Below are 18,805 nucleotides of genomic sequence, written 5' to 3'. Positions count from 1 at the left end.
GTCAGCGGCGGCGGAACCGGTCGAGCAGGGCGCCCAGGTCGGGCTCGTCCCCGGGCAGGTGCACCTCGGTGACCTCGCGGGTGCCGCGCCGGTGGTGCCCCGCGACCGGCATGCGCTTCAGCCCGCCCTCGAGACGCCAGGCCCGGGCCGCGGCGAGCAGGTGGTCCTCCTCCGCGGGGTCCCAGCTGCTGGTCAGCACGCGCACCTCGTGGCCGCCGTCCCCCAGCTCCTCGGCCGCGGCCAGCAGCAGGAGCGTGTGCATGTCCAGCGGCCGGCTGCCGGAGCGGTCGCAGGCGAAGCGGGCCTCGGTGACGCGCGTGGCCGCCCGCCGGTAGACCCGCCAGGGGGTCGCCCAGACGAAGGCGCGGCGCTGACCGCCGTCGAGGCGGCCCGTGGTCAGCAGCCGCCGCAGCCGCTCCTGCACCTCCGCGAGCTCGGCCGCGTCGGGCTTGCCGTCCTCGCCCCGGCGGACGCCGAAGGCGGCCAGCTGCGCGGCGCGGACCAGGGTGGACGACAGCACGACGAGGACGTCGTCGGGAGCGCCCGCCCGCGGCAGCCGGCCCTGGAGCAGCGTGACGGCGCCCTGCAGGGACAGGAGGTGGACGGTGCGCCCGGCCGCCGGGTCGGGCAGGTCCCGCCCGACCCGGTCGGTGGGCTCGTGGGGCCGCGGCTGCTCCGGTGGGCCGTCGAGCAGCGCGAGCCCGAGCCGGCCGGCGGCCTGCTGCAGGTCGTGGTCGCGGGTCACGAGGACGGCCTCGTGCGCGGCGGCGGTCAGGACCCGGACGACGTGCGCGATCTCGAAGTCGGCGTCCCCTGGCACGCACCGCGTCGACCCGGCGGCGGCCTGCATCAGCTCCGGGTCGCCGCTGTCCTGGCAGAGCCGGACGACGTCGGCGCGGGTGAGCATCGCCCGGCGGGCGCGCGGGATCCCGAACAGCTGACCGGGGTCGGTCAGCGCCAGTGCGGCCCGCTGCTGCGTCTTGTACGCCGACTCGTCCCCCTGCAGGAACCGGGTGGCGGCCACGCGTGCCATCTCGGCGACCACCCGCCCCGGCAGGACGACGGTGCCGTCCTCGCCCAGCCACGCGGCGACCCGTTCGCGGAAGTGCCCGTGCCAGCGCCGGCCCTCCAGCACCGCGCAGGTGTCGACGACGGCCTTGCGGCTGGAGGGTGACGAGGTGAGCAGCGCGGCGGTCACCGCTCCTCCCCGACCAGCACGTCGTCGTCGGCGCCGGCCTCGAGGTCCTCGTCGGCGCCGAGCAGCGCCCGGCGCAGCGCCTGCTGCTCGAACAGGTCGCGGAAGTCCAGGAAGGCGTGCTCGGCCTGCCGCACGACGTCGACGATGTCCACGTCGTCGTTCTTGTGGGTGTACGAGCTGGGCGAGACGAGCTGCCGCCCGCGCTGGGCCGCCAGGAAGTCACCTCCGTCGATCCGGCCGCTGTAGTAACAGATCGGCAGTGCCGGCCCCCAGGGGTGCGCCGAGCGGAGCAGCTCCGTCAGGTCGAACCCGGTGCGGCCGTCCGGCCGGTCGAAGTCGTGGTCGACGACGAGCACGAAGGGCTCCGTGCGCTCGAGGAGCGCCCGCGCGGCCGCATCGATGTCGTCGTACGTGTCCACCGTCCAGCCCTCGTACTCCAGCAGCTGCCGCAAGGGGTCCAGCAGCTCGTGCTTGTCGTCGACGACGACGACGGGCAGGCCTGCGCTCATCACATCTCCTCCACTCGGGCGCCGCGGTGGGCGGCTCTGGCGTTGCGGCGCGCCGCGGAGGGCAGGCGGAAGCAGAAACGGCTCCCCTCGGCGACGGACGTGTCGATCCACAGCTGGCCGCCGGACTGGCGGACCATGTTCTCGGTGACCCGGAGCCCGATCCCGGCGCCCTGGCCGGGCTGCCCGGGGATGGACCAGTTGGCCACGTTGTCGGGCAGGTCCTCGGGGACGCCGTCCCCGTGGTCCCGCACCGAGAGCACCACCCACCCGTACGGGGCCACGGCGAGGTCCTCGCGGGTGGACTCGCCGAAGGTCGCGAGGATCTCGACGACGCGTCGCTCGTCGCCCTTGCGGCGGGTGTGGGCCTTGATCGCGTTGGACACGAGGTTGTGCAGCGCGAACTGCAGCAGCGTCGCGTGGCCGCGCACGGCCATGCCGCCACACCCCTCGCGGTCCAGCAGCCGGACCTCGGTGTGCGCGGCGACGGCCTCGGACTCCAGCTGCTCGACCACCGACTCCACGGTCGCGAGCACCGGGACGGCGCCTGCGGAACGCCGCTCGAGGTCGGCGGCGGCTGCGATCTTCGCGATGCTCCGCTGCTGCAGGTTCTGCGACCGCCGCAGGGAGGCCACGACGTCGTCGAGCGCGGCGAGGTCCCGCTCGAAGTCCGTGGCGACCTCGTCGGGCAGTCGCCGGCGCAGGTTCCGCGTGACCGCCCGCAGGAGCTCCGTGCTGGCCCGGCTACCGCGCAGGTGGTTGGCCAGCTCGTGCTCGAGCAGGGAGTTGTAGGCGGCGAGCTGCGCCGTCGTCCACACCGGCCCCTGCTCGGCCGCGGCCGGCGCCTCCGGGCGCTGCGTGGTGAGCAGGCTCGCCTGCGCGGCGGGGGACAGCGACAGGCCGCGGCTCTCCGCCGCCCGGCCCAGCTCCTGCGCCGACTCGGACTGGCCGGCCTCCGCGAGCGCGAGGGTGGCGGCGCTGAGCAGCGCCTCCGCGGGCTCCTCGTCCAGCGCGGCGTCGTCCGTGCCGTCGAGGACCCCCAGCACGGCCTCGACCGAGCCGGTCGCGGCCAGCGCCCGCCCGGCCGCCTCGGCGACGACCGGGGCCGCGAGCGCGCCGCGGGCGGCCTCGGCGGCCGCGACCTCCGGCACGGACTCGGGCCGGCCGGCCAGCGCGTCGAACAGCGCGGCCGTCAGCTCCGGGGGCCGGCCGAGGCCGCGCTTGACGGCCGCGGTGCGCAGCCGCTTGACCCCCTCCGGCAGGAGGGCACGGGCGTGGGCCGCGGCGACCGCGCCGAGGAACGCCGCGAACTGCTCGTCGGGCTCGGTCTCGGCCGCCACGCGCACCTCGACCACGCTGTCGAGCTGGGCGTAGGGCCGCCGGGCCAGCGGGTACGCCCGGGCGATCTCCAGCAGCTGCGCCGCGGTGAACCAGCCGTCCTGCGCCGCGCGCGCCCCGGCTCGCGGGGTCAGGCTCTCGACCGCCTTGACCAGCAGCCGCTCGCCGGCGCCCACGGCCCGCTGCGCGTTCTCCCAGGCCGCGGCCTCCGCGTCCGTCCCGACCCGGTCGGCCGGCACCTTGTCCGGCTGCAGCGCCCCGACGATCGCAGCGGTGTGGAAGGACGGCGTGGGGACGACCTTGTCGGCGCGCATGGCGGCCCGCGCGTACACCAGCCGCGCGGCGCGCTTGTGCCGTGGGACGGCGTACAGCCACTCGGCCCAGACGCCGCCGCTGCAGCCGCCGCCGGCCTCCCGCATCTCCCCCATGAGCTGCTCGATGGCCCGGGAGTTGCCCTTGTCGCGCCGGTGGGCCCGGGCCAGCGCCTCCCACGCCTCCACCGGCCAGGTGGCCGGGGAGTGGCGCCGCAGCCACCGCTCGGCGGCATCCGTGCCGCGCCGGACGGCCAGCCCTCGGACGACGCGGGTCACGAGGGCCGGCGGGTACGGCATCCGTGGGTGCGCCGTCTCCGCGGGTTCGGTCCCGGCACCGTGCTCGAACAGCTCGCAGCCACGGAGGGCACCGTCCAGGTCCCCGGCGTCCAGGTGGGCGGCGACCAGCGCCTCGACGATCGCGGGCGCGGGGCACTCCCCCGCCGTGGCCTCCGCGGCGACGAGGTCCCCGGTGGCGATGTGGGCCCGGACCAGCGGGAGGGCGAGCCGGGGCAGCGCGTCCCCGGCGGCCCGCACCACCTGCCGCAGCGCCTCGACGACCTCCTCCGGATCGCCGCCGACGGCCATCTCCACCAGCGCGTCCAGCTCGTGCGCGGTCGGTGGCACCCCGGCGTCGGCCGCGGCGGCGAGCGCCTCCGCGTACGTCGGCACGGACAGGGTCCGCTGCGCGTGGCCAGCGAGGATCCGGCGGTGGGTGCCGTTGAAGGTGAACGCCCCCGCGCCGCCCCGGAACACCTCGAGCAGGAGCGTGATGTCGTCGCGGGCGAGTGCGGTCAGCGCAGTGGCGAGCACGTTGGCCGGTGGGTCGGTGACCTCCCCGGCGCGGACCGCGCGGGCCCAGTCGAGAAGCGCGGCGGAGAGCTCGGCCGTCCGGTCGGTCAGCGCCAGGGCGGCCACGTGCACCCGGCGGGCACGGGCGTTGGCGGGGAAGCCGTCGTCGAGGTACGCCTGGTAGGCCGCGAGCGCGTCGTCGAAGCGCATGGCGTTGGCGAGCGCGGTGACGAACAGCAGCCGGTGGTCGGCGACCAGCGGCACTCCCGCCGCCTCCGCCCTCGCCAGCACGGTGCGGCTCTCGTCCGCGGCCCCGAGCTCGGAGAGCACGATCAGCGCGTCGTTGACGACCCGCGGCGTCACGGCCGAGGACGCGATCGCCAGGTCCACCAGGCGCAGCACGTGCTCGGGTCGTCGTCCGTGGGCGGTGCGCAGGATGCCGAGGGCGCGGCCCGCCGCGACGACGTCGGGGAAGCCGCCCGCCCGCTCGAGGCCGTCGACGGCGGCGTCGAGGTCGGTGGCGGTGCGCGCCTCCTGCAGGCTCTCGAGGAGGGCCGAGGGGTCGAGCTGGTGCGCCATCGGGACACCGGCGGCCTGCAGCCGGTCCACGTAGGCGGCCGCGGCCCGGGAACCGTGCCGGCGGAGGAGCTTCCACGCCAGGACCGGGTGGGTGTCCTTGAAGCCGTCGGGGTGCTCGGCGTGCGCGGTGACGACCAGGTCGGCCGCGCCCTCGGCGTCCCCGAGGCGGGCGAGCAGGTTGGCCTGCAGCACCAGGATGCCGCGGCCCCCGACGCCCGCGGAGCGGGCCGCGTCGACCACGCGCTGGGCGGCAGCCCGGCAGTCGCCCGGCTCGGCCTGCCTGGTCATCCGGTCGAGGGCGCGCAGGAGCTCCTTGGCGCCGTCCGCCGTCAGCGCTCCGGCGGCGGCCTCCGCCTCCGCCTGCAGCGCCACGTCCTCGGGCCGGTCCGCGTCCGCCACGCGGCCGTCTCCGTGCCCCGCCCGCGCGGGCTGGTCCACCGCCGGGGCGGCTGTCTGGGTCGTCACGAGTAGTCCGTCCGATGCCTCGCTCGCGCGGCCTCGTGCCGCGCACCGGGGGCATCGGCCGAACGGAGGACCGACTTGAGGAACCGGATCTCCCGCCAAGGGGTGCCTTCCGCCCGGTGGGTCCCGCCGCAGGAGGCGAGGGCGTGGTCCGGGTGGCTAGGGTCGCCGGGTGCCGGGGACGACCGCGGGAGGCGCCTGACCGTGGCCGGGGCCCGCACGCTCGCCCAGGCGTACCGGCGCTTCGCCGAGGTCGACGCCGCCGGGACGTCGCCGCTGTACGAGCGGGTCGCCCTCGCGCTGAGCGGGTCCGACGAGGCGCTGGGCGCCGTCGCGACCCTGCCGGCGCGCAGGCGGAGCCCCGCCGTCGTCCTCGCCGCGCTGCACGACCTCGCCCTCGCCGGGCGCGCCCCCGCGCTCGCCGCGGCCCACGCCGCCGGGGACGCCGACGCCGCCGCCGGCGCGGCGGTCGACACGCTGCTGCGGATGACCGACGCGGTCGCGGCAGTCGCCGCACGCCGGCCGGTGCGCGCCGACGAGACCGGACACGGCGCCGTGCTGTACCCGCTGGTCGCCGAGGCGGCGCACCGGGCGGGCGCGGCCGCGGTCGGGCTCGTCGACGTGGACTGCGGCGCCGGGTTCGACCTGTCCGTCGACCGCGTCGCGATCGCCTACGGCGACGGGCGGACGCTGGGCGACCCGTCGTCCCCGCTGCGGACGGCGTGCCGCGTCGTGGGGGACCGGCCCGTCCCGGCGCGGGCGGTGCCCGCGGTCGTCGCCCGGATCGGCGTCGACCGCGACCCGGTGGACGTGACCGACCCCGACGACGCCCGGTGGCTGCGCGCCTGCCTGCCACCGGACCGGCCGGATCGGACAGCGCTGCTCGAGGCGGAGATCGCGCTGGCGGCGACGGCTCCTCCCCTGCTGCTGCGCGGCGACGCCGTCGAGGCGCTGCCCGACGCCCTCGCCCGGGTGCCCGCGGACGCGCTGCCCGTCGTCACGACGACGTGGGCGCTGTCGCGCCTCCCCCTCGATGCCCGGCTGCGCTTCCTGCAGCGCCTCGGCGAGGCGGCGGCCGACCGGACGGTGGCGTGGGTGTCCGCGGAGGGGGTCGGCGTCGCGCCCGCCGTCCCGACCTTCGGCGACCGCCGCGCCTCGGGCCACAGCGTCCTGGGCGTGGCGGTGTTCGACGGCCCGACCGTGCACGTCGAGGCCGTCGGCCGGTGCTGGTCGCGGGGCCGGACCCTGGCCTGGCTGGCGGGCTCCTGACCCCGCGCGGTCAGCCCGGTCGCCGGGCGGTGAGCACCACCTGGGGTGCCCGGACGCGTCCGTCGGCAGCCGCAGCTCGGACACGGGCTCCGGACCGGCGTCGGCGGAGGACCGCAGCAGGCCGGGACCGTGGGGACCTGCCGGCCGCCGGGAGGTGCACGACACCTGGGCGGTCACGACCAGTCGGCCGCGGTCAGACCGTCGGGGTGGCCGGGGGGCCACTGGACCAGCTCGATCCGGTTGCCGTCGGGGTCCGTGATCACGGTGGTCCGGAAGTCCGCGGAGCCGTCGGGCGACCCGGGGTCCGCGACCTCGATGCCCTTCGCCCTGAGGTCGGCGACCGTGGCGTCCATCGACTCCACCGAGACGACGAGGTGGCTGAGGCCGGTGCCCCGGGCCCTCCCGGTCTCGCGGGGATCGAAGACCAGCTCGACGCTGACGACGTCGTCGCCCGGCAGCTTGAGCATCGTCAGCCGGCCGATCGGCGTCTCCGGGACCCGTCCGACCACCTCGTAGCCCACGGCCGTGTAGAAGGCGACCGCCCGCTCGGGATCGGCGACCCGCAGGCCGACGTGCAGGGTCCTCACCGTCCCGCTCCCGCGTCGTGACCGGCCGGCGGCCGCCGTACGCGGTAGCGCAGGTGCAGGACCCGGTGCTCGGGGTCGGTGTCCGCGGCGTTCGGCTCACGGACCAGCTCGAGCTCGGTCCGCTCGGCGGGCAGGTGGTCGAACAGCCGTCGTCCCCGTCCGAGGAGGACGGGGACGACGTGCAGTTCCATCTCGTCGAGCTCGCCGGCCCGGAGCAGCGCCTGGGCGGCCCCGGCGCCCAGCACCAGAACGTCGGCGTCGCCGGCGGCGGCACGGGCCCGCGCGGCGCAGGCACGGACGTCGGTCGCGTACTGCACGCTGCCCGGCGGCGGCTCCTCCGGCACGTGGCGGGTGAGCACGACGACCGGGACGCCGTCGCGGTGGTCGCCGTTCCAGCGGTTCGCGTGCTCGTAGGTGCGGCGGCCCGAGATGACGGCCCGGGTCGCGGTCGCCTCGGCGACCACCCGACCGTTCGGACCCGGGTCGAGGCGGTGGTCCAGCCAGGTGAACAGACGGAACTCGCCGAGGCCCATCGGCTCCTCGGGACCGTCCTCCGGCCCGACGACGAGCCCGTCGAGGGACACGGTCATGTCCAGCCGGATCGCCTGGGTCCCGGTGCTCATGTGGTCCTGACGCACGACGGGCGCAGAACTCATCGGGGATCCCGCCCCACGCCGCCGCGTCGCGCAGCCGGCCCGGTCGGCACGGTGGGCCCCGTGGGGATCGAACCCACAACCCGCGGATTAAAAGTCCGCTGCTCTGCCAGTTGAGCTAGAGGCCCGGCGCCGCCGAGTCTCCCAGACGGAGCGGGCGGTCACCGGCCCCTGGAGGTCAGCGTCGGCTCCGCAGGCCTTCCAGGAAGCCCTTCCACAGCTGGCTGCCGAAGGACTGCTTCCGGCCGGTGTCCGCCGTCGCCTGCGGCTTCGACGCCCTCGGCGGCGCCTGCCGCGTCGAGCTCAGACGTCGCTGGGGTGGCTGGGCCCGGCGTCGGGTTCCCTGCGGCATGGCGGCACCCTCTTCCGTCCGCTGCCGCCCGCGCGGGGCCGCGGGCGGGTGCGGCACCCGCATGGTGCCCCGGCCGGGAGCGCCGGGGCCGGCCGCCGGCGGCCCGCCCCGCCGGTCCGCGATCCCGTGACCGAGCGCGACCGTCCGACGACACTCGGCGCGACCGGGGCGACATCCTCTGCGGACCGGCGGGCGGCGGTCCATCGTGGGAGGCAACCGCAGACCTGGGGGAGCTCATGACCGTGTCGACCGTCAACCGCGCGCCCCGGCCCAGCGGCCTGGCCGACGTCCTCGACGTGGTGCTGGACAAGGGCATCGTGCTCGACGCGTACGCGCGCGTGGCGCTGCTGGGCATCGAGCTGGTGACCGTCGACGCGCGGGTCGTCATCGCCAGCGTGGACACCTACCTGCGGTTCGCGGAGGCGGTGGACCGGCTCGACCTGTACCCCGACAGCGAGCCCAGGGGCCTGCCCGGGCTCTTCGAGGACACCCTCGAGGGCGGCGCCAAGATGGTCGTGAAGAAGAAGCTGAGCGGTCCCGCGGAGAAGATCGAGAACTTCGTCGAGAAGATCACCGGCCGCGGGAACGAGGAGCGCGAGCGGTAGGACGCTCCCGCCCCACGGCGGGCCCGGCCGGGCCGACAATGCAGGCACCGCGACCGTCGGGACCGGGGAGGGTGCCATGACGTCGCAGATCCCGGGACTTCCCGGCCGTGACCTGCTGCAGCCGCTGACCGAGGAGATCGGCGCGGCGGTGCACCGCGAGGTCGAGCGGGTGCGGGACGAGGTCACGCGCCCGTACCGCGACTCGCGGGAGGGGGTGCGCCTGCTCGGCGGCTCGGCCGTGCTCGGCTCGATGGCGGCCGGTGGCGCGACGGCGCTGCTGATCCGGCTGCTGGACCGCCGGCTGCCGCCGACGGTGTCGGCGGCGCTGGTCACCGCGGCGCTCGGCGCGGGCGCCTCCGCCCTGGCGCGCGCCGGCCGCGCGCGGATGCCCTGGGCGTCTCCGGGCGCTGCCCCTCGCCCCGGGACCTGACCGGGGACGCGGCGCGACCGGCGGGTCCGACCGGCGCGCCGCGTCGTCACGGCTCAGGCGTCGGCGCGCGCGGCCCGTGCCGGGGCCCTGCGCTCGTCCTCCTCACCTCTCCGGACGGCGGGGATCTCGCGCAGGCCGGGGCGGCGCCGCTGGTCGGGTTGGGCTCGTCGGGGAGTCTGGTCCTGCATCGGTGCCCTCCGATCTCGTCGGCGCACGTCCGTGCACGCCTGGGGTTCCGAGGGCGCCGATCCTGTGGCTGCCGCCCGGACCACCCGTCCCGGACACGCCGGTCCCGCCCGGTCCCACGGCGCTGCGCAGCGGGGCGCTGTCCCCCGGTGCACGGCCCGTCACCGGCCGGGGGTCACCACCCGGCCGCTCCCACGCCACTCCACGAGGACTCCGCCGGCCTCCCCCACCGCCGCGACGGCGGCCCGGAGTCGGGCCCGGTCCGCCTCCGCAGCGGCCGCCAGTACCCCGAGGACCCCGGCGTCGGTCACAGCACGTCGAGCACCAGCAGCACGACCAGGGTCAGCACCGCCGACACGAGCAGGGATCCCAGGCAGCCCAGGCGGTTGGAGAAGAAGAGGAACACCCGGTCGAGGTGCCCACCGTGCGCCGTCGGCAACCGTGCGTCACCACGGGAGCGCCACCCGGTCGGGGGCGTGCACCCGATCGGGGGATCGTGGCACCGGGGGCCACTACCTACGGTCATCCCAGCGCGCCGGTCACGACCGCGCGCGACCGCTCCGGCCCGGCCGTCCCGTTCCCCCCGGGACAGCCGGGCCGGTCCCTTCTCCGGCCCGTCAGCAGGCGGTGGCGACCAGTCCGGAGAGGACGTCCCGCTGCGCCTGGTCCAGCGGCAGGTCCGCCGGCACCTCGTCGTCGTCCCCCACCTGCAGCCCGAGCAGGAACAGGTGGGGCTGCTTGACCTCCGCCAGCGCGTGCGGGTCGCAGCGCGCCATCGCGAACTCGACCGGGACCTCCAGCGTCGGGTCCCCCGCCCCCAGGGTCCGCGGCAGGTCGTCCGCGGCGACGTCGTAGAGCACGTTGCCCTCCAGGCGGGTCACGGTCACCGGGCGGTCGTCGTCGCCGGACCGGGTCAGCACGAGCGACCCGGTGACGGCGTCGCCGTCCGACGCGAGCCCCGTGACGGTCACCCCCGCGACGGCGAGGACGGCGCGGACGGCACAGCGCTCCTCGTGGATGCGGCCGAGCGTCTCGGCGGCCAGCGGCACGCGCAGGTTCTCGGTGCGCCCGTCGGGCCGGACGACGGTCAGCCGCGCCGCGGCGGGCTCGGCGGCCCGGTCGCACACCACCTCGCCGTAGGGCGTGGGCAGGTCGATGGTGCGGCCGGGCGCGTAGGCGGCGGTGAGCGCCCGGTCCGGCAGCGGCGCGAAGCCGGGCGAGTCGATCGCGACGGCGGTGACGGTGAACGGCTCGGTGCCGGTGTCGGTGACCCGCACCTGCACCTGGCCGCCGACCGCCGCGTCGGTGCGCAGCTCCACCGCCTCGGCCTCGATCCCGGCCACCGGCGGCACGGCCGGACCGGGAGCGGGCGTGGACGACGGCGGCACCGGCGGGGCCGGCTCGGCGGCCGACGGCCCGGCGGAGCCGCACGCGGCGCACAGCAGCACGACGAGCCCCGCCGCCGTCCGCCGCACGCGGCGAGCGTAGGGCGGCGGGCTACTGGTGGCGGGAGGGCAGCCGCGCCATCACCCGGCCGGCCTCCATCCGCACCTCGAGCTTCTCCTGGGGGTTCGCCGCCGGCCCGCGCCGCGGCTCCCCGTTCTCCAGGTCGAACGCCGAGTCGTGCCACGGGCAGACCAGGCAGGTGTGCCCGCGCACCTCCTCGACGGTGCCCTCGTACAGCGGCCCGGCCAGGTGCGAGCAGGCGCCCACGAAGACGTCGACCCGCGCGCCCCGGCGGACGGCGGCCAGCGGCGCGGCGACCCCGCTGCCGCCCGCGGTGCGCAGCGCGGGCCGGCCCTCCGGCAGGTCGTCGAGCGGGCCGAGGTCGATCCAGTCCGAGGTCAGCGCGCGGGCCGCCGTCGCCGCGTGCGAGGCGCCCGAGGACTGGGCGTAGGACATGTGCCCGCCGATCGCCGCGGACCCGGTGGCGATGCCCAGCCCGGCGTAGGCGAGCACCCGGCCGAGCGTGCCGCGGCCCCTGGCCCGGGCGACCAGGGAGCCGACGTAGAGGCTCAGCGCGGCCACGTTGGAGACGGCGTGCAGCGCGCCCAGCCGGCGGACGCCGACCTCCTGCTCCGACCAGTCGGCCGCACCGGACATCGCCGCGGGCACCGAGACCACGACCCCGGTGGCGATCAGCACGGTGGCCGCCGGCCGCAGCGGTGGGACGGCGTCGAGCAGGCCGGCCGAGGTCCAGCTCCCGACGGGGACCTGCACGAGCACGGGGTGCAGCGGGTGGCCGAGCCAGGTGCCGTGCAGCGCGTCCTTGAGCACTCCCGGCCGCAGGACCGCCTGGACCGCCTTGCGGGCCGACTCGATGGTCCGGTCGAAGGTGCTCACGTCGGCGAGGCGGTCGAGGATCCCCATCAGGCTCATGCGCGGGTCCCTACCCCCGCCGGGTCACCCTGACGCCACCGGCCAGGGGGCTGACCAGCGCGGTCACGAGGAGTCCCGCGGCGACCGCACCGGTCGCGTTGAGCAGCGCGTCCAGCGGCGAGACGACGCGGCCGAGCGGCAGCAGCCACTGCTGCACCTCGATCGCCGCGCCCGTCGCGACGGCCGCGCCCGCGAGGACGGCCGGCCGGCGCAGGACCGGGAAGCGGAGGACGGCCACCGCGGCGACCGGCGTCAGCAGCAGCAGGTTGCCCAGCAGCTGCCGCACGGTGGCGGGCGAGTCCAGGCCGGCGAGGTACCAGTGCGCCTCGACGGCGGGCGAGCCCCAGGCCCAGCCCGCGTCGCCGGTGGGCAGCAGCGTGAGCGCGGCGACGACGGTCAGCGCCACGGCGAGGGCGGCGGACAGCAGCGACCTCATGGCCCCGACCGTGACGCACGTCCCTGGCAGGCCCCTGGGAGCGAGCTGCGATTACCCGGAGTGAGGGGACGCACACCCGACACAGCGACCCGCGCGGAGTAACTCGCTCGCCCCCAGGTAAGTGTCAGGAGGATCCTGGACAGTGATCCCCGACGACGCCGTGAGCAGCGAGGAGGTGCGCCCGTGACCTGCCCGTCGCTGCTGCACCGCCCCGCGGTCGTCGACGTCGTCGCCGACCTGGCCGCGAGCCTGAACACCCTGGTGCGCTCCGACCGGGCGCTGGGCCAGTTCGCGCGGTTCGTGATGGTCGGCGGGTTCTCCAGCGCCGTCTACGCGCTGCTGTTCTGGCTGCTGCGCGACCTGGGCGGCGTGCAGGCGAACGTCGTCGGCTCGGCGCTGTCGTCGATGCTCGCCAACGAGATGCACCGGCGGCTGACCTTCCGCGCCGGCGAGCGGGTCGGCTGGTTCGCCGCGCAGTGGGAGGGCGGCGCGCTGGCGATCGCCGGCATGGTGGCCACCAGCCTGGCGCTGAGCTGGTTCAACGCCACGGTCCCCGAGCCCCCCGTCGTCGCGGAGCTGGCGGTCATCGCCCTGGTCACCGCGACCATCGGGACGCTGCGCTTCCTCGCCCTGCGCTGGGTCTTCCGCCCGCAGCCCGCCTGATCCCCCGGCCCGGTCGCCCGCCGCGTGTTTGGCGCGTGCGTGTCGCGAGCACACAGCCCGGTAGTGGTTGAACACGCAACCACGAGACCGCGTACGCGACACGAGAGCCGAGGGAACCGTGGCGAAGATCGCCGTCATCTACTACTCGTCCACCGGGAACGTGCACCAGCTGGCCGCCGCCCTGGCCGAGGGTGCCGAGGAGGCCGGCGCCGAGGTGCGCCTGCGCCGGGTCCCGGAACTGGCCCCCGAGGAGGCCATCGACAGCAACCCGCTGTGGCGGGCGCACGTCGACGCCACCGCGAGCGAGGTCCAGGAGGCCACGCCGGCCGACCTGGAGTGGGCCGACGGCTACGCGCTGGGCAGCCCCACCCGCTTCGGCACGCCCGCCTCGCAGATGAAGCAGTTCATCGACCAGCTCGGCGGCCTGTGGTTCACCGGCAAGCTCGCCGACAAGGGCGCCACCGCGTTCACCAGCGCGCAGAACGTCCACGGCGGCAACGAGTCGACGATCCTCACGTTCTTCAACGTCTTCTCGCACTTCGGCGCGGTCATCGTGCCGCCCGGCTACACCGACCCGCTGCTGTTCGAGGCCGGCGGCAACCCCTACGGCGTCTCGAACGCCTCGGGCGGCAAGTCGGCCACCGCCTCCGACGCCGAGATCGCCGCGGCCCGCTACCAGGGCCGCCGGCTGGCCGAGGTGACCGCGAAGCTGGTGGCCTGACCTGCACGGACACACCGCGACGGCCGGCCGGGACCCCTCCCGGCCGGCCGTCGCCGTCCCGGCAGGGGTGCCCGCCCGGAACTAACCTCGGCGGGATGAGCGGGCCGACGACGCGGGCGCCCGGGCGCTGGAGGCGTCCGGCGCGGGTCGCCGGGCGCTGGGCGGTCCGGCTCGCCGTCGCGGCCGCCGGCGCACTGCTGGGCATCCTGCTGCTCGGCCGCGTCGAGGCGCCCATCGGCCCGTTCGACGCCGGCCTCGCCCTGACCCCCACCGGCGGCGGCGCGACCGTGGAGGTGCCGCCGCTCGGGACGCTGGAGGTCGACGCCTACGACGGCCCGCTCGGGCTCGACGTCCAGCTGCGCCGTGTCGACGAGACGCGCGTCCAGGCGCTGGTGAGCGACCCGGCCCGGCTCGACGGCGTGGTCGACCAGGTGAGCGCCGACCTGCAGGACGCCGTCGTCCGGCTCGCCTGGACCACGGCCGCCGCCGGGGTGGGCGGCGCCGCCGTCGCCTCCCTGCTCATCCACCGCCGCTGGCGCGAGCCGCTGGTGGCCGCAGGCGTCTCGGTGGTCCTGCTCGCGGGCACCGCCGGACTGGGTGCGGCGACCTGGCGGCCCGAGGCGCTGTCCCAGCCCACCTACACCGGCCTGCTGGTCAACGCGACCAGCCTGATCGGCAGCGCCGAGGACATCGTCGCCCGGTTCAGCGCCTACCGGGAGTCGCTCGAGGAGCTGGTCACCAACGTCGGCACGCTGTACTCCGCGCTGTCGGCCCTGCCGGCGCCGGGCGGGCCCACCGACACCGTGGCCCTGCTGCACGTCTCGGACGTCCACCTCAACCCGGCGGGCTTCGACCTGGTGGCGCAGGTGGCCGACCAGTTCGACGTCGACGCCGTCCTCGACACCGGCGACATCACCGACTGGGGCAGCGAGCCGGAGAACCGGCTGATCGGCTCCATCGGCGCGCTCGGCGTCCCCTACGTGTACGTCCGCGGCAACCACGACTCCGCGACCACCGCCGCGCTGGTCGCCTCCCAGCCCAACGCCACCGTCCTCGACGACTCCGCGACGGAGGTGGCCGGCCTGACCGTGGTCGGCGCCCGGGACCCCCGGTTCACCCCCGACAAGGACGCCACCGGTGACGGCGAGTCGCTGGAGCAGACCGGCGAGGACCTCGCGGAGGTCGCCGAGGAGCAGGCGGAGACGCCGGCGATCGCGATGGTGCACGACCCCGAGCAGGCCGGGCCGCTGGACGGCGTCGTCCCGCTGGTCCTGGCCGGGCACACCCACGAGCGGGAGGTCGAGACCCTCGACGGCGGGACGCTGCTCATGGTGCAGGGGTCGACCGGCGGCGCCGGCCTGCGCGGCCTGCAGGGCGAGTACCCCGAGCCGCTGACCTGCACGGTCCTCTACCTCGACCCGGACACCGGGGCGCTGGTCGCCTACGACGACATCACCCTCGGCGGCCTGGGCGAGACCGAGGCGACGATCGTGCGCACCGTCGTCCCGGAGCGGACCGCCGACGACGTCCCCGCCGACGTCCCCGCCGACGCCCCCGCCGACGGCACGCAGGACGGCACCGGCGGCGGGACGCCGTCCTCCCCGACGGACTGAGCCGCCCGTCCTACGCTCGCGCCATGGCTCCGACTCCCCGCCTTGCCGCCGGCGTCCTCGCCGGGGCCCTGGCCCTGGTCCCCGTCGCCGGCTGCTCGTTCACCTCGAACGGCTTCTCCTGCTCCGGGTCGACCTGCACGATCACCCTGGACGGGGAGGGCAGCGAGGTCGAGGTCCTCGGGACGACGGTGACGCTCGGGAGCGTGCAGGACGGGCGGGCGTCGATCAGCGTCGCCGGGGCCAGCGTGTCCTGCGGGGAGGGCGAGTCCGTGAACGCCGGGAGCCTGTCCCTGGAGTGCACCAGCGTCTCCGGCGACTCGGTGGAGCTCACCGCCAGCCTCGGCTGAGGCCTCAGCCGGCGTCGGCGACCTCGACCACCACCCGGGTCGGGTCCTCGAGCGCGTAGACCCGGAACGGCGCCTGCGAGCGGGTGCCGACGAAGGCGACCGTCGTCCCCTCGAAGGTCGCGTCGAAGACCACCTCGGTGACCGTGGCGGTGCCCTGGCCCGGCAGCGGGTCGGGGCCCGCGTACTCCTCGACGCCGGTGTCGTAGGGGTAGCCGGCGCCGGTGATCGTCACCTGCAGGACCGCCTCGCCGGCCACGTCGACCTCCTCGCCGCTGCCCTGCGAGCTCGCCACGTCGACGTAGCGGACGTCCCAGCCCGGCGTCCCCGTGCCGCCGGCCTCGAACACCACGCGGTCGAAGCCGTCGTGGCGGCCGGTGCGCACGTCGCGCACGGTCACCGACGCGTCGGCGGAGGCCTCGGCGGTGTCGGGCCGCGTGTCGGCGGGGGACGACGGCGCGGCGGTACCGGTGTCCCCGCCAGTGTCCCCGCCGGTGTCCCCGCCGGTGTCGCCCCCGGTCGGCGAGGCCGGCCCGCCGGCCGACGACGTCGTGGCGGACGACGGAGCGGTCGAGGGCGCGGCCGCCGCCGGCCGCTCCTCCGCGCCGCAGCCGGTCAGCAGGAGCGCCGCGGTGAGCAGGGCGGGGATGAGGGCGCGGCGGGACACCCGCGGATCGTGACAGCCGGCCGGGCCCGGACGGGCCCGCCACGCCTGGCCGAGGGGTGGTGTCGGGGGCCCTCCGGGGGCCGTGTATCGTTCTCCCTGCCCCCGGCGAACACGAGCCCCCATCGTCTAGCGGTCCAGGACGCCGCCCTTTCAAGGCGGTAGCACGGGTTCGAACCCCGTTGGGGGCACGGCACCACCAGCAGTACCAGCAAGGCCCTGTAGCGCAGTTGGTTAGCGCGCCGCCCTGTCACGGCGGAGGTCGCGGGTTCGAGTCCCGTCAGGGTCGCTTCCCCGGTGCAGCGTCACCGGGAGGGGCAGGTAGCTCAGTCGGTACGAGCGCTCGCCTGAAAAGCGAGAGGTCGGCGGTTCGACCCCGCCCCTGCCCACACACTCCTCCTCTCCCCCCGGGAGCCCGGTGGTCGTCGAGTCGCGCGACCCGGCCCGGGACGCCGGCCTCGCCGCCCGCCTGCTCGAGGTCCAGCACGCCGCCTACGCCGTCGAGGCGCGGCTCATCGGCGACGACCGGATCCCCGCCCTGCACGAGGACCTGGCCGGCCTGCGGGCCGCGGGCCTGTCCTGGCTGGTCGCCTTCGACGGCGCGACCGTCCCCGGCGCCCTCGGCTGGCGGGACACCGGCGACGGCGTCGACGTCGACCGGCTCGTCGTCGACCCCGCGCACGCGCGCCGCGGCACCGGGCTGGCCCTGGTCGCCGCCGTGCTGGAGCGGGCTGGGCGGCGCCCGGTCACCGTCTCCACCGGCCGCGACAACACCCCGGCCCGCCGGCTCTACGCCCGGGCCGGGTTCGCCGAGGTGGCCGAGCACGAGGTGCTGCCCGGCCTGTGGGTGGTGGACCTGCTCCGCCCGGCTCAGACGCCGACGACGCGGTCGGCCGCCACCTGGTCGTAGACCTGCTCGTGGACGGCCTGCACCGCGGCGCGCTGCTCCGCCCGCCAGGCGCGGTCGGCCGGGCGCGGCATCGGCCGGGCCAGCGCCGCGCCGACCGCCACGCCGAGCGACACCGGGTCGAAGCCGCACCCCTCGTCGTCGCCGTAGCCGACGACGTCGGACCACTGGTCGGCGAACCACCCGCAGCGGGGCGCCACCACCCGCGTGCCGACGTCGCGGCACACCTCCAGGTCCCGCGAGTGCGTGCCGCAGCGCTGCGGCAGCACCGCCACGTGCAGCTCCTGCAGCTGCGTGGCCCAGCGCGCCGGGTCCCGGGTGACCACCTCGAGCCCCTCGGCGCGGGCCAGGTCCGGGTCGAGGGCGACTGCCCGCCCGGGCTCGAGGAACACCCGCAGCCGCCCGCCGCCGGAGACCGCGCCCGACAGCGCGGCCCGCACCATCGCGACCGGGTCGGTGACCTCGGCCCCCGGGATGCCGAGCGCCAGCCCGACCAGGCCGCGCTCGGCGCCGGTGTCCGGGTCGGCCGCGGCGACCGAGGGGTGGGCGACGACGATCGCCGTCCGCCCGAAGCGCTCGGCGATCTCGTCGGCGGCCCCGGGGGTCAGCGTGAAGACGACCTCCGCGGTGGCCAGCAGCGCGGCGAGGTGGGCGTCGTGCCGGGCGGGCCGGGCGGGGTCGCGCAGCTGGTGCACGCTGACGACCAGCGGCACCCCGGTGCGGCGCAGCGCCTCGGTCCAGCTGACCACCTCGTCCTCGTGCAGGTGCCCGCAGCCGGTGTGCAGGTGCACGACGTCGACCAGGCCGGCGTGCGCGGTGAGGTACGCCGGGTCCAGCCACGGGCTCGGGTCGTGGGCGGGCCCCACCCGCACCGCGGAGGCGGGCAGCACGGCGTCGACGTAGGGATCGGCGTGCGGCACCGTCGCGACGCGGGTCCGCGCGGAGGTCGGTAGTGCGTGCATCACTCGGGCGGCCACTCCTCCTGCGGTCGAGCACTGCGACGGCAGGGGCGGTGCTCCTCGATGAACTCCGGGGAGTTCCGGTACCCCAGGATGGTGCCGCACAACCGTGTGGAGGCTCACCGAGTGGCCTGCATCACCCGATGGGGGTTCAGCCGGCGCCGCTGCGGCCCTCCCGCGCGGCGGCGTAGGCCGGCGCCCGGAACCGGGCCATCGGGCCGTCGGCGACCAGGCCCGGCGGCGGGTTGCGGACGGCGTCGAAGCGCAGGTCGGGGTCGAGGCCCTCGACCGGGTCCCCGAGGGTCAGCCGGCCGAACGGCACCCACTCCCCCGCCCCGCGGGCGACCACCAGGCGGAACGCCGTCCCGGCGGCCGCGGCGGCGACCGGCGCCGGGTCCGACGGCAGCTCCTCCGGCCGGTCCGGGACCGCCGCCAGCCGGAGCGTCCCGGCGGCCGAGCGGTAGCCCATGATCGACGAGTAGGTGGTCGCGGCGTCGACCCGGGGCACCGGCAGGAGCCGCGTCCAGCGGCCGGAGCCGGTGCTCGACAGCAGCAGGTCCACGGGCCGGCCGCCGTCGGGCAGCCGGACCGCGAGGCCCAGGACGTCGGGCAGCGGGGCGGGCAGGCCCGCCCCGCGGGACAGCCGCACGACGGCGTCCTCGCGCGCCGGTCCCTCCAGCCACGGGACGCCCCAGGAGCCGGGGACGCCGGTCCGCTCGAGCACGGCCGCGACGACGGCGCCGCGGGGGTGCATCGGCTTGCCGCGGCGCCGGCGCGCCAGGGCGCCCAGCGGCACCGCGGCCAGTCGTCCGGCCAGCCTCGCGAGGTCGAGCACGCCGCTGCCCTACCCG

General features: G+C 76.8%; 20 protein-coding genes and 4 tRNA genes. 11 read left to right on the top strand and 13 right to left on the bottom strand.

All coding sequences use genetic code 11. The annotated features are described in order from the left end of the window. Position 1: 1 nt before the first annotated feature. The 3 genes from ACI8AB_RS20695 to ACI8AB_RS20685 are packed head-to-tail and all read right to left on the bottom strand — an operon-like array spanning position 2 to position 5,123. On the bottom strand, positions 2-1,198 hold the full coding sequence (locus ACI8AB_RS20695) for a hypothetical protein (RefSeq protein WP_456951665.1): 1,197 nt from the start codon (positions 1,196-1,198) through the stop codon (positions 2-4). Beyond that, complete coding sequence (locus tag ACI8AB_RS20690; protein ID WP_456951664.1) at positions 1,195-1,707, bottom strand: hypothetical protein; 513 nt, start codon at positions 1,705-1,707, stop codon at positions 1,195-1,197. Before ACI8AB_RS20690 ends, ACI8AB_RS20695 begins: the two co-directional genes overlap by 4 nt. After that, entirely contained in the window at positions 1,707-5,123 is a 3,417-nt protein-coding gene (locus ACI8AB_RS20685; RefSeq protein ID WP_456951663.1) for an ATP-binding protein, read from the bottom strand. The genes ACI8AB_RS20690 and ACI8AB_RS20685 overlap by 1 nt, the downstream gene beginning before the upstream one ends. 267 nt (positions 5,124-5,390) lie before the next feature. Here ACI8AB_RS20685 and ACI8AB_RS20680 point away from each other — a divergent pair, with 267 nt between their 5' ends. Continuing rightward, entirely contained in the window at positions 5,391-6,455 is a 1,065-nt protein-coding gene (locus tag ACI8AB_RS20680; protein WP_456951662.1) for a DUF2332 domain-containing protein, read from the top strand. 173 nt (positions 6,456-6,628) lie between these two features. On the opposite strand, the gene ACI8AB_RS20675 is transcribed toward ACI8AB_RS20680, so the two are convergent. From ACI8AB_RS20675 to ACI8AB_RS20665, 3 genes are all read right to left on the bottom strand, one after another. After that, positions 6,629-7,042, bottom strand: coding sequence for a VOC family protein (locus ACI8AB_RS20675; protein WP_456951661.1), 414 nt, complete (start codon positions 7,040-7,042; stop codon positions 6,629-6,631). Beyond that, a complete protein-coding gene (locus ACI8AB_RS20670; protein ID WP_456951660.1) occupies positions 7,039-7,665 on the bottom strand; it encodes a dihydrofolate reductase family protein in 627 nt (208 codons plus the stop codon). The genes ACI8AB_RS20675 and ACI8AB_RS20670 overlap by 4 nt, the downstream gene beginning before the upstream one ends. A gap of 85 nt (positions 7,666-7,750) precedes the next feature. After that, positions 7,751-7,823 (bottom strand) — tRNA-Lys (locus ACI8AB_RS20665). Positions 7,824-8,283: 460 nt separating this feature from the next. On the opposite strand from ACI8AB_RS20665, the gene gvpJ reads away from it, so the two are divergent. Further along, entirely contained in the window at positions 8,284-8,652 is a 369-nt protein-coding gene (gvpJ, locus tag ACI8AB_RS20660) for a gas vesicle protein GvpJ (RefSeq protein ID WP_456951659.1), read from the top strand. 76 nt (positions 8,653-8,728) lie between these two features. After that, a complete protein-coding gene (locus tag ACI8AB_RS20655) occupies positions 8,729-9,082 on the top strand; it encodes a phage holin family protein (RefSeq protein WP_387988279.1) in 354 nt (117 codons plus the stop codon). A 493-nt stretch (positions 9,083-9,575) separates the two neighbouring features. Here the strand turns inward: ACI8AB_RS20655 and ACI8AB_RS20650 are convergent, their stop codons facing one another. From ACI8AB_RS20650 to ACI8AB_RS20635, 4 genes are all read right to left on the bottom strand, one after another. After that, positions 9,576-9,707, bottom strand: coding sequence for a hypothetical protein (locus tag ACI8AB_RS20650; RefSeq protein WP_387988278.1), 132 nt, complete (start codon positions 9,705-9,707; stop codon positions 9,576-9,578). Positions 9,708-9,885: 178 nt separating this feature from the next. Further along, positions 9,886-10,743 (bottom strand): hypothetical protein, encoded by an 858-nt coding sequence (locus ACI8AB_RS20645; RefSeq protein ID WP_456951658.1) that lies wholly within the window; start codon positions 10,741-10,743, stop codon positions 9,886-9,888. 22 nt (positions 10,744-10,765) lie between these two features. After that, positions 10,766-11,647 carry a Rieske 2Fe-2S domain-containing protein gene (locus tag ACI8AB_RS20640; RefSeq protein WP_387988276.1) on the bottom strand — a complete coding sequence of 294 codons (882 nt, stop codon included), beginning with the start codon at positions 11,645-11,647 and terminating at the stop codon, positions 10,766-10,768. 10 nt (positions 11,648-11,657) lie between these two features. Further along, positions 11,658-12,083, bottom strand: a complete 426-nt coding sequence (locus ACI8AB_RS20635) for a VanZ family protein (RefSeq protein WP_456951657.1) — start codon at positions 12,081-12,083, stop codon at positions 11,658-11,660. Between the two features lie 183 nt (positions 12,084-12,266). Between ACI8AB_RS20635 and ACI8AB_RS20630 the strand changes: the two genes are divergently transcribed. The 4 genes from ACI8AB_RS20630 to ACI8AB_RS20615 all read left to right on the top strand — a co-directional run bounded on the left by ACI8AB_RS20630 (position 12,267) and on the right by ACI8AB_RS20615 (position 15,427). Further along, on the top strand, positions 12,267-12,746 hold the full coding sequence (locus tag ACI8AB_RS20630) for a GtrA family protein (protein WP_387988274.1): 480 nt from the start codon (positions 12,267-12,269) through the stop codon (positions 12,744-12,746). 118 nt (positions 12,747-12,864) lie between these two features. Further along, the gene (gene wrbA / locus ACI8AB_RS20625; protein WP_387988273.1) at positions 12,865-13,467 is read left to right on the top strand and encodes an NAD(P)H:quinone oxidoreductase; all 603 of its coding nucleotides are present in this window, start codon (positions 12,865-12,867) and stop codon (positions 13,465-13,467) included. A gap of 95 nt (positions 13,468-13,562) precedes the next feature. Further along, entirely contained in the window at positions 13,563-15,080 is a 1,518-nt protein-coding gene (locus tag ACI8AB_RS20620; RefSeq protein WP_456951656.1) for a metallophosphoesterase family protein, read from the top strand. Positions 15,081-15,103: 23 nt separating this feature from the next. After that, entirely contained in the window at positions 15,104-15,427 is a 324-nt protein-coding gene (locus tag ACI8AB_RS20615) for a hypothetical protein (RefSeq protein ID WP_387988271.1), read from the top strand. Positions 15,428-15,431: 4 nt separating this feature from the next. On the opposite strand, the gene ACI8AB_RS20610 is transcribed toward ACI8AB_RS20615, so the two are convergent. After that, on the bottom strand, positions 15,432-16,091 hold the full coding sequence (locus ACI8AB_RS20610; protein ID WP_456951655.1) for an AMIN-like domain-containing (lipo)protein: 660 nt from the start codon (positions 16,089-16,091) through the stop codon (positions 15,432-15,434). Between the two features lie 115 nt (positions 16,092-16,206). Between ACI8AB_RS20610 and ACI8AB_RS20605 the strand changes: the two genes are divergently transcribed. The 4 genes from ACI8AB_RS20605 to ACI8AB_RS20590 all read left to right on the top strand — a co-directional run bounded on the left by ACI8AB_RS20605 (position 16,207) and on the right by ACI8AB_RS20590 (position 16,998). Then, a tRNA-Glu gene (locus tag ACI8AB_RS20605) sits at positions 16,207-16,279 on the top strand. A gap of 24 nt (positions 16,280-16,303) precedes the next feature. Next, positions 16,304-16,377: transfer RNA gene (locus ACI8AB_RS20600), tRNA-Asp, on the top strand. 26 nt (positions 16,378-16,403) lie between these two features. Then, positions 16,404-16,477 (top strand) — tRNA-Phe (locus tag ACI8AB_RS20595). Positions 16,478-16,506: 29 nt separating this feature from the next. After that, entirely contained in the window at positions 16,507-16,998 is a 492-nt protein-coding gene (locus tag ACI8AB_RS20590; protein WP_456951654.1) for a GNAT family N-acetyltransferase, read from the top strand. Here the strand turns inward: ACI8AB_RS20590 and ACI8AB_RS20585 are convergent. After that, positions 16,959-17,957 (bottom strand): hypothetical protein, encoded by a 999-nt coding sequence (locus tag ACI8AB_RS20585; RefSeq protein ID WP_456951653.1) that lies wholly within the window; start codon positions 17,955-17,957, stop codon positions 16,959-16,961. The two genes, ACI8AB_RS20590 and ACI8AB_RS20585, sit on opposite strands and share 40 nt — an antisense overlap. Positions 17,958-18,105: 148 nt before the next feature. Then, a complete protein-coding gene (locus ACI8AB_RS20580) occupies positions 18,106-18,789 on the bottom strand; it encodes a phosphodiesterase (RefSeq protein WP_456903542.1) in 684 nt (227 codons plus the stop codon). Between the last annotated feature and the right edge of the window lie 16 nt (positions 18,790-18,805).

It is taken from the genome of Geodermatophilus sp. SYSU D00698 (assembly GCF_054050335.1).
The sequence above is the reverse complement of the archived record's forward strand: the minus strand, read 5'-3'. Positions and strand labels throughout refer to the sequence as shown.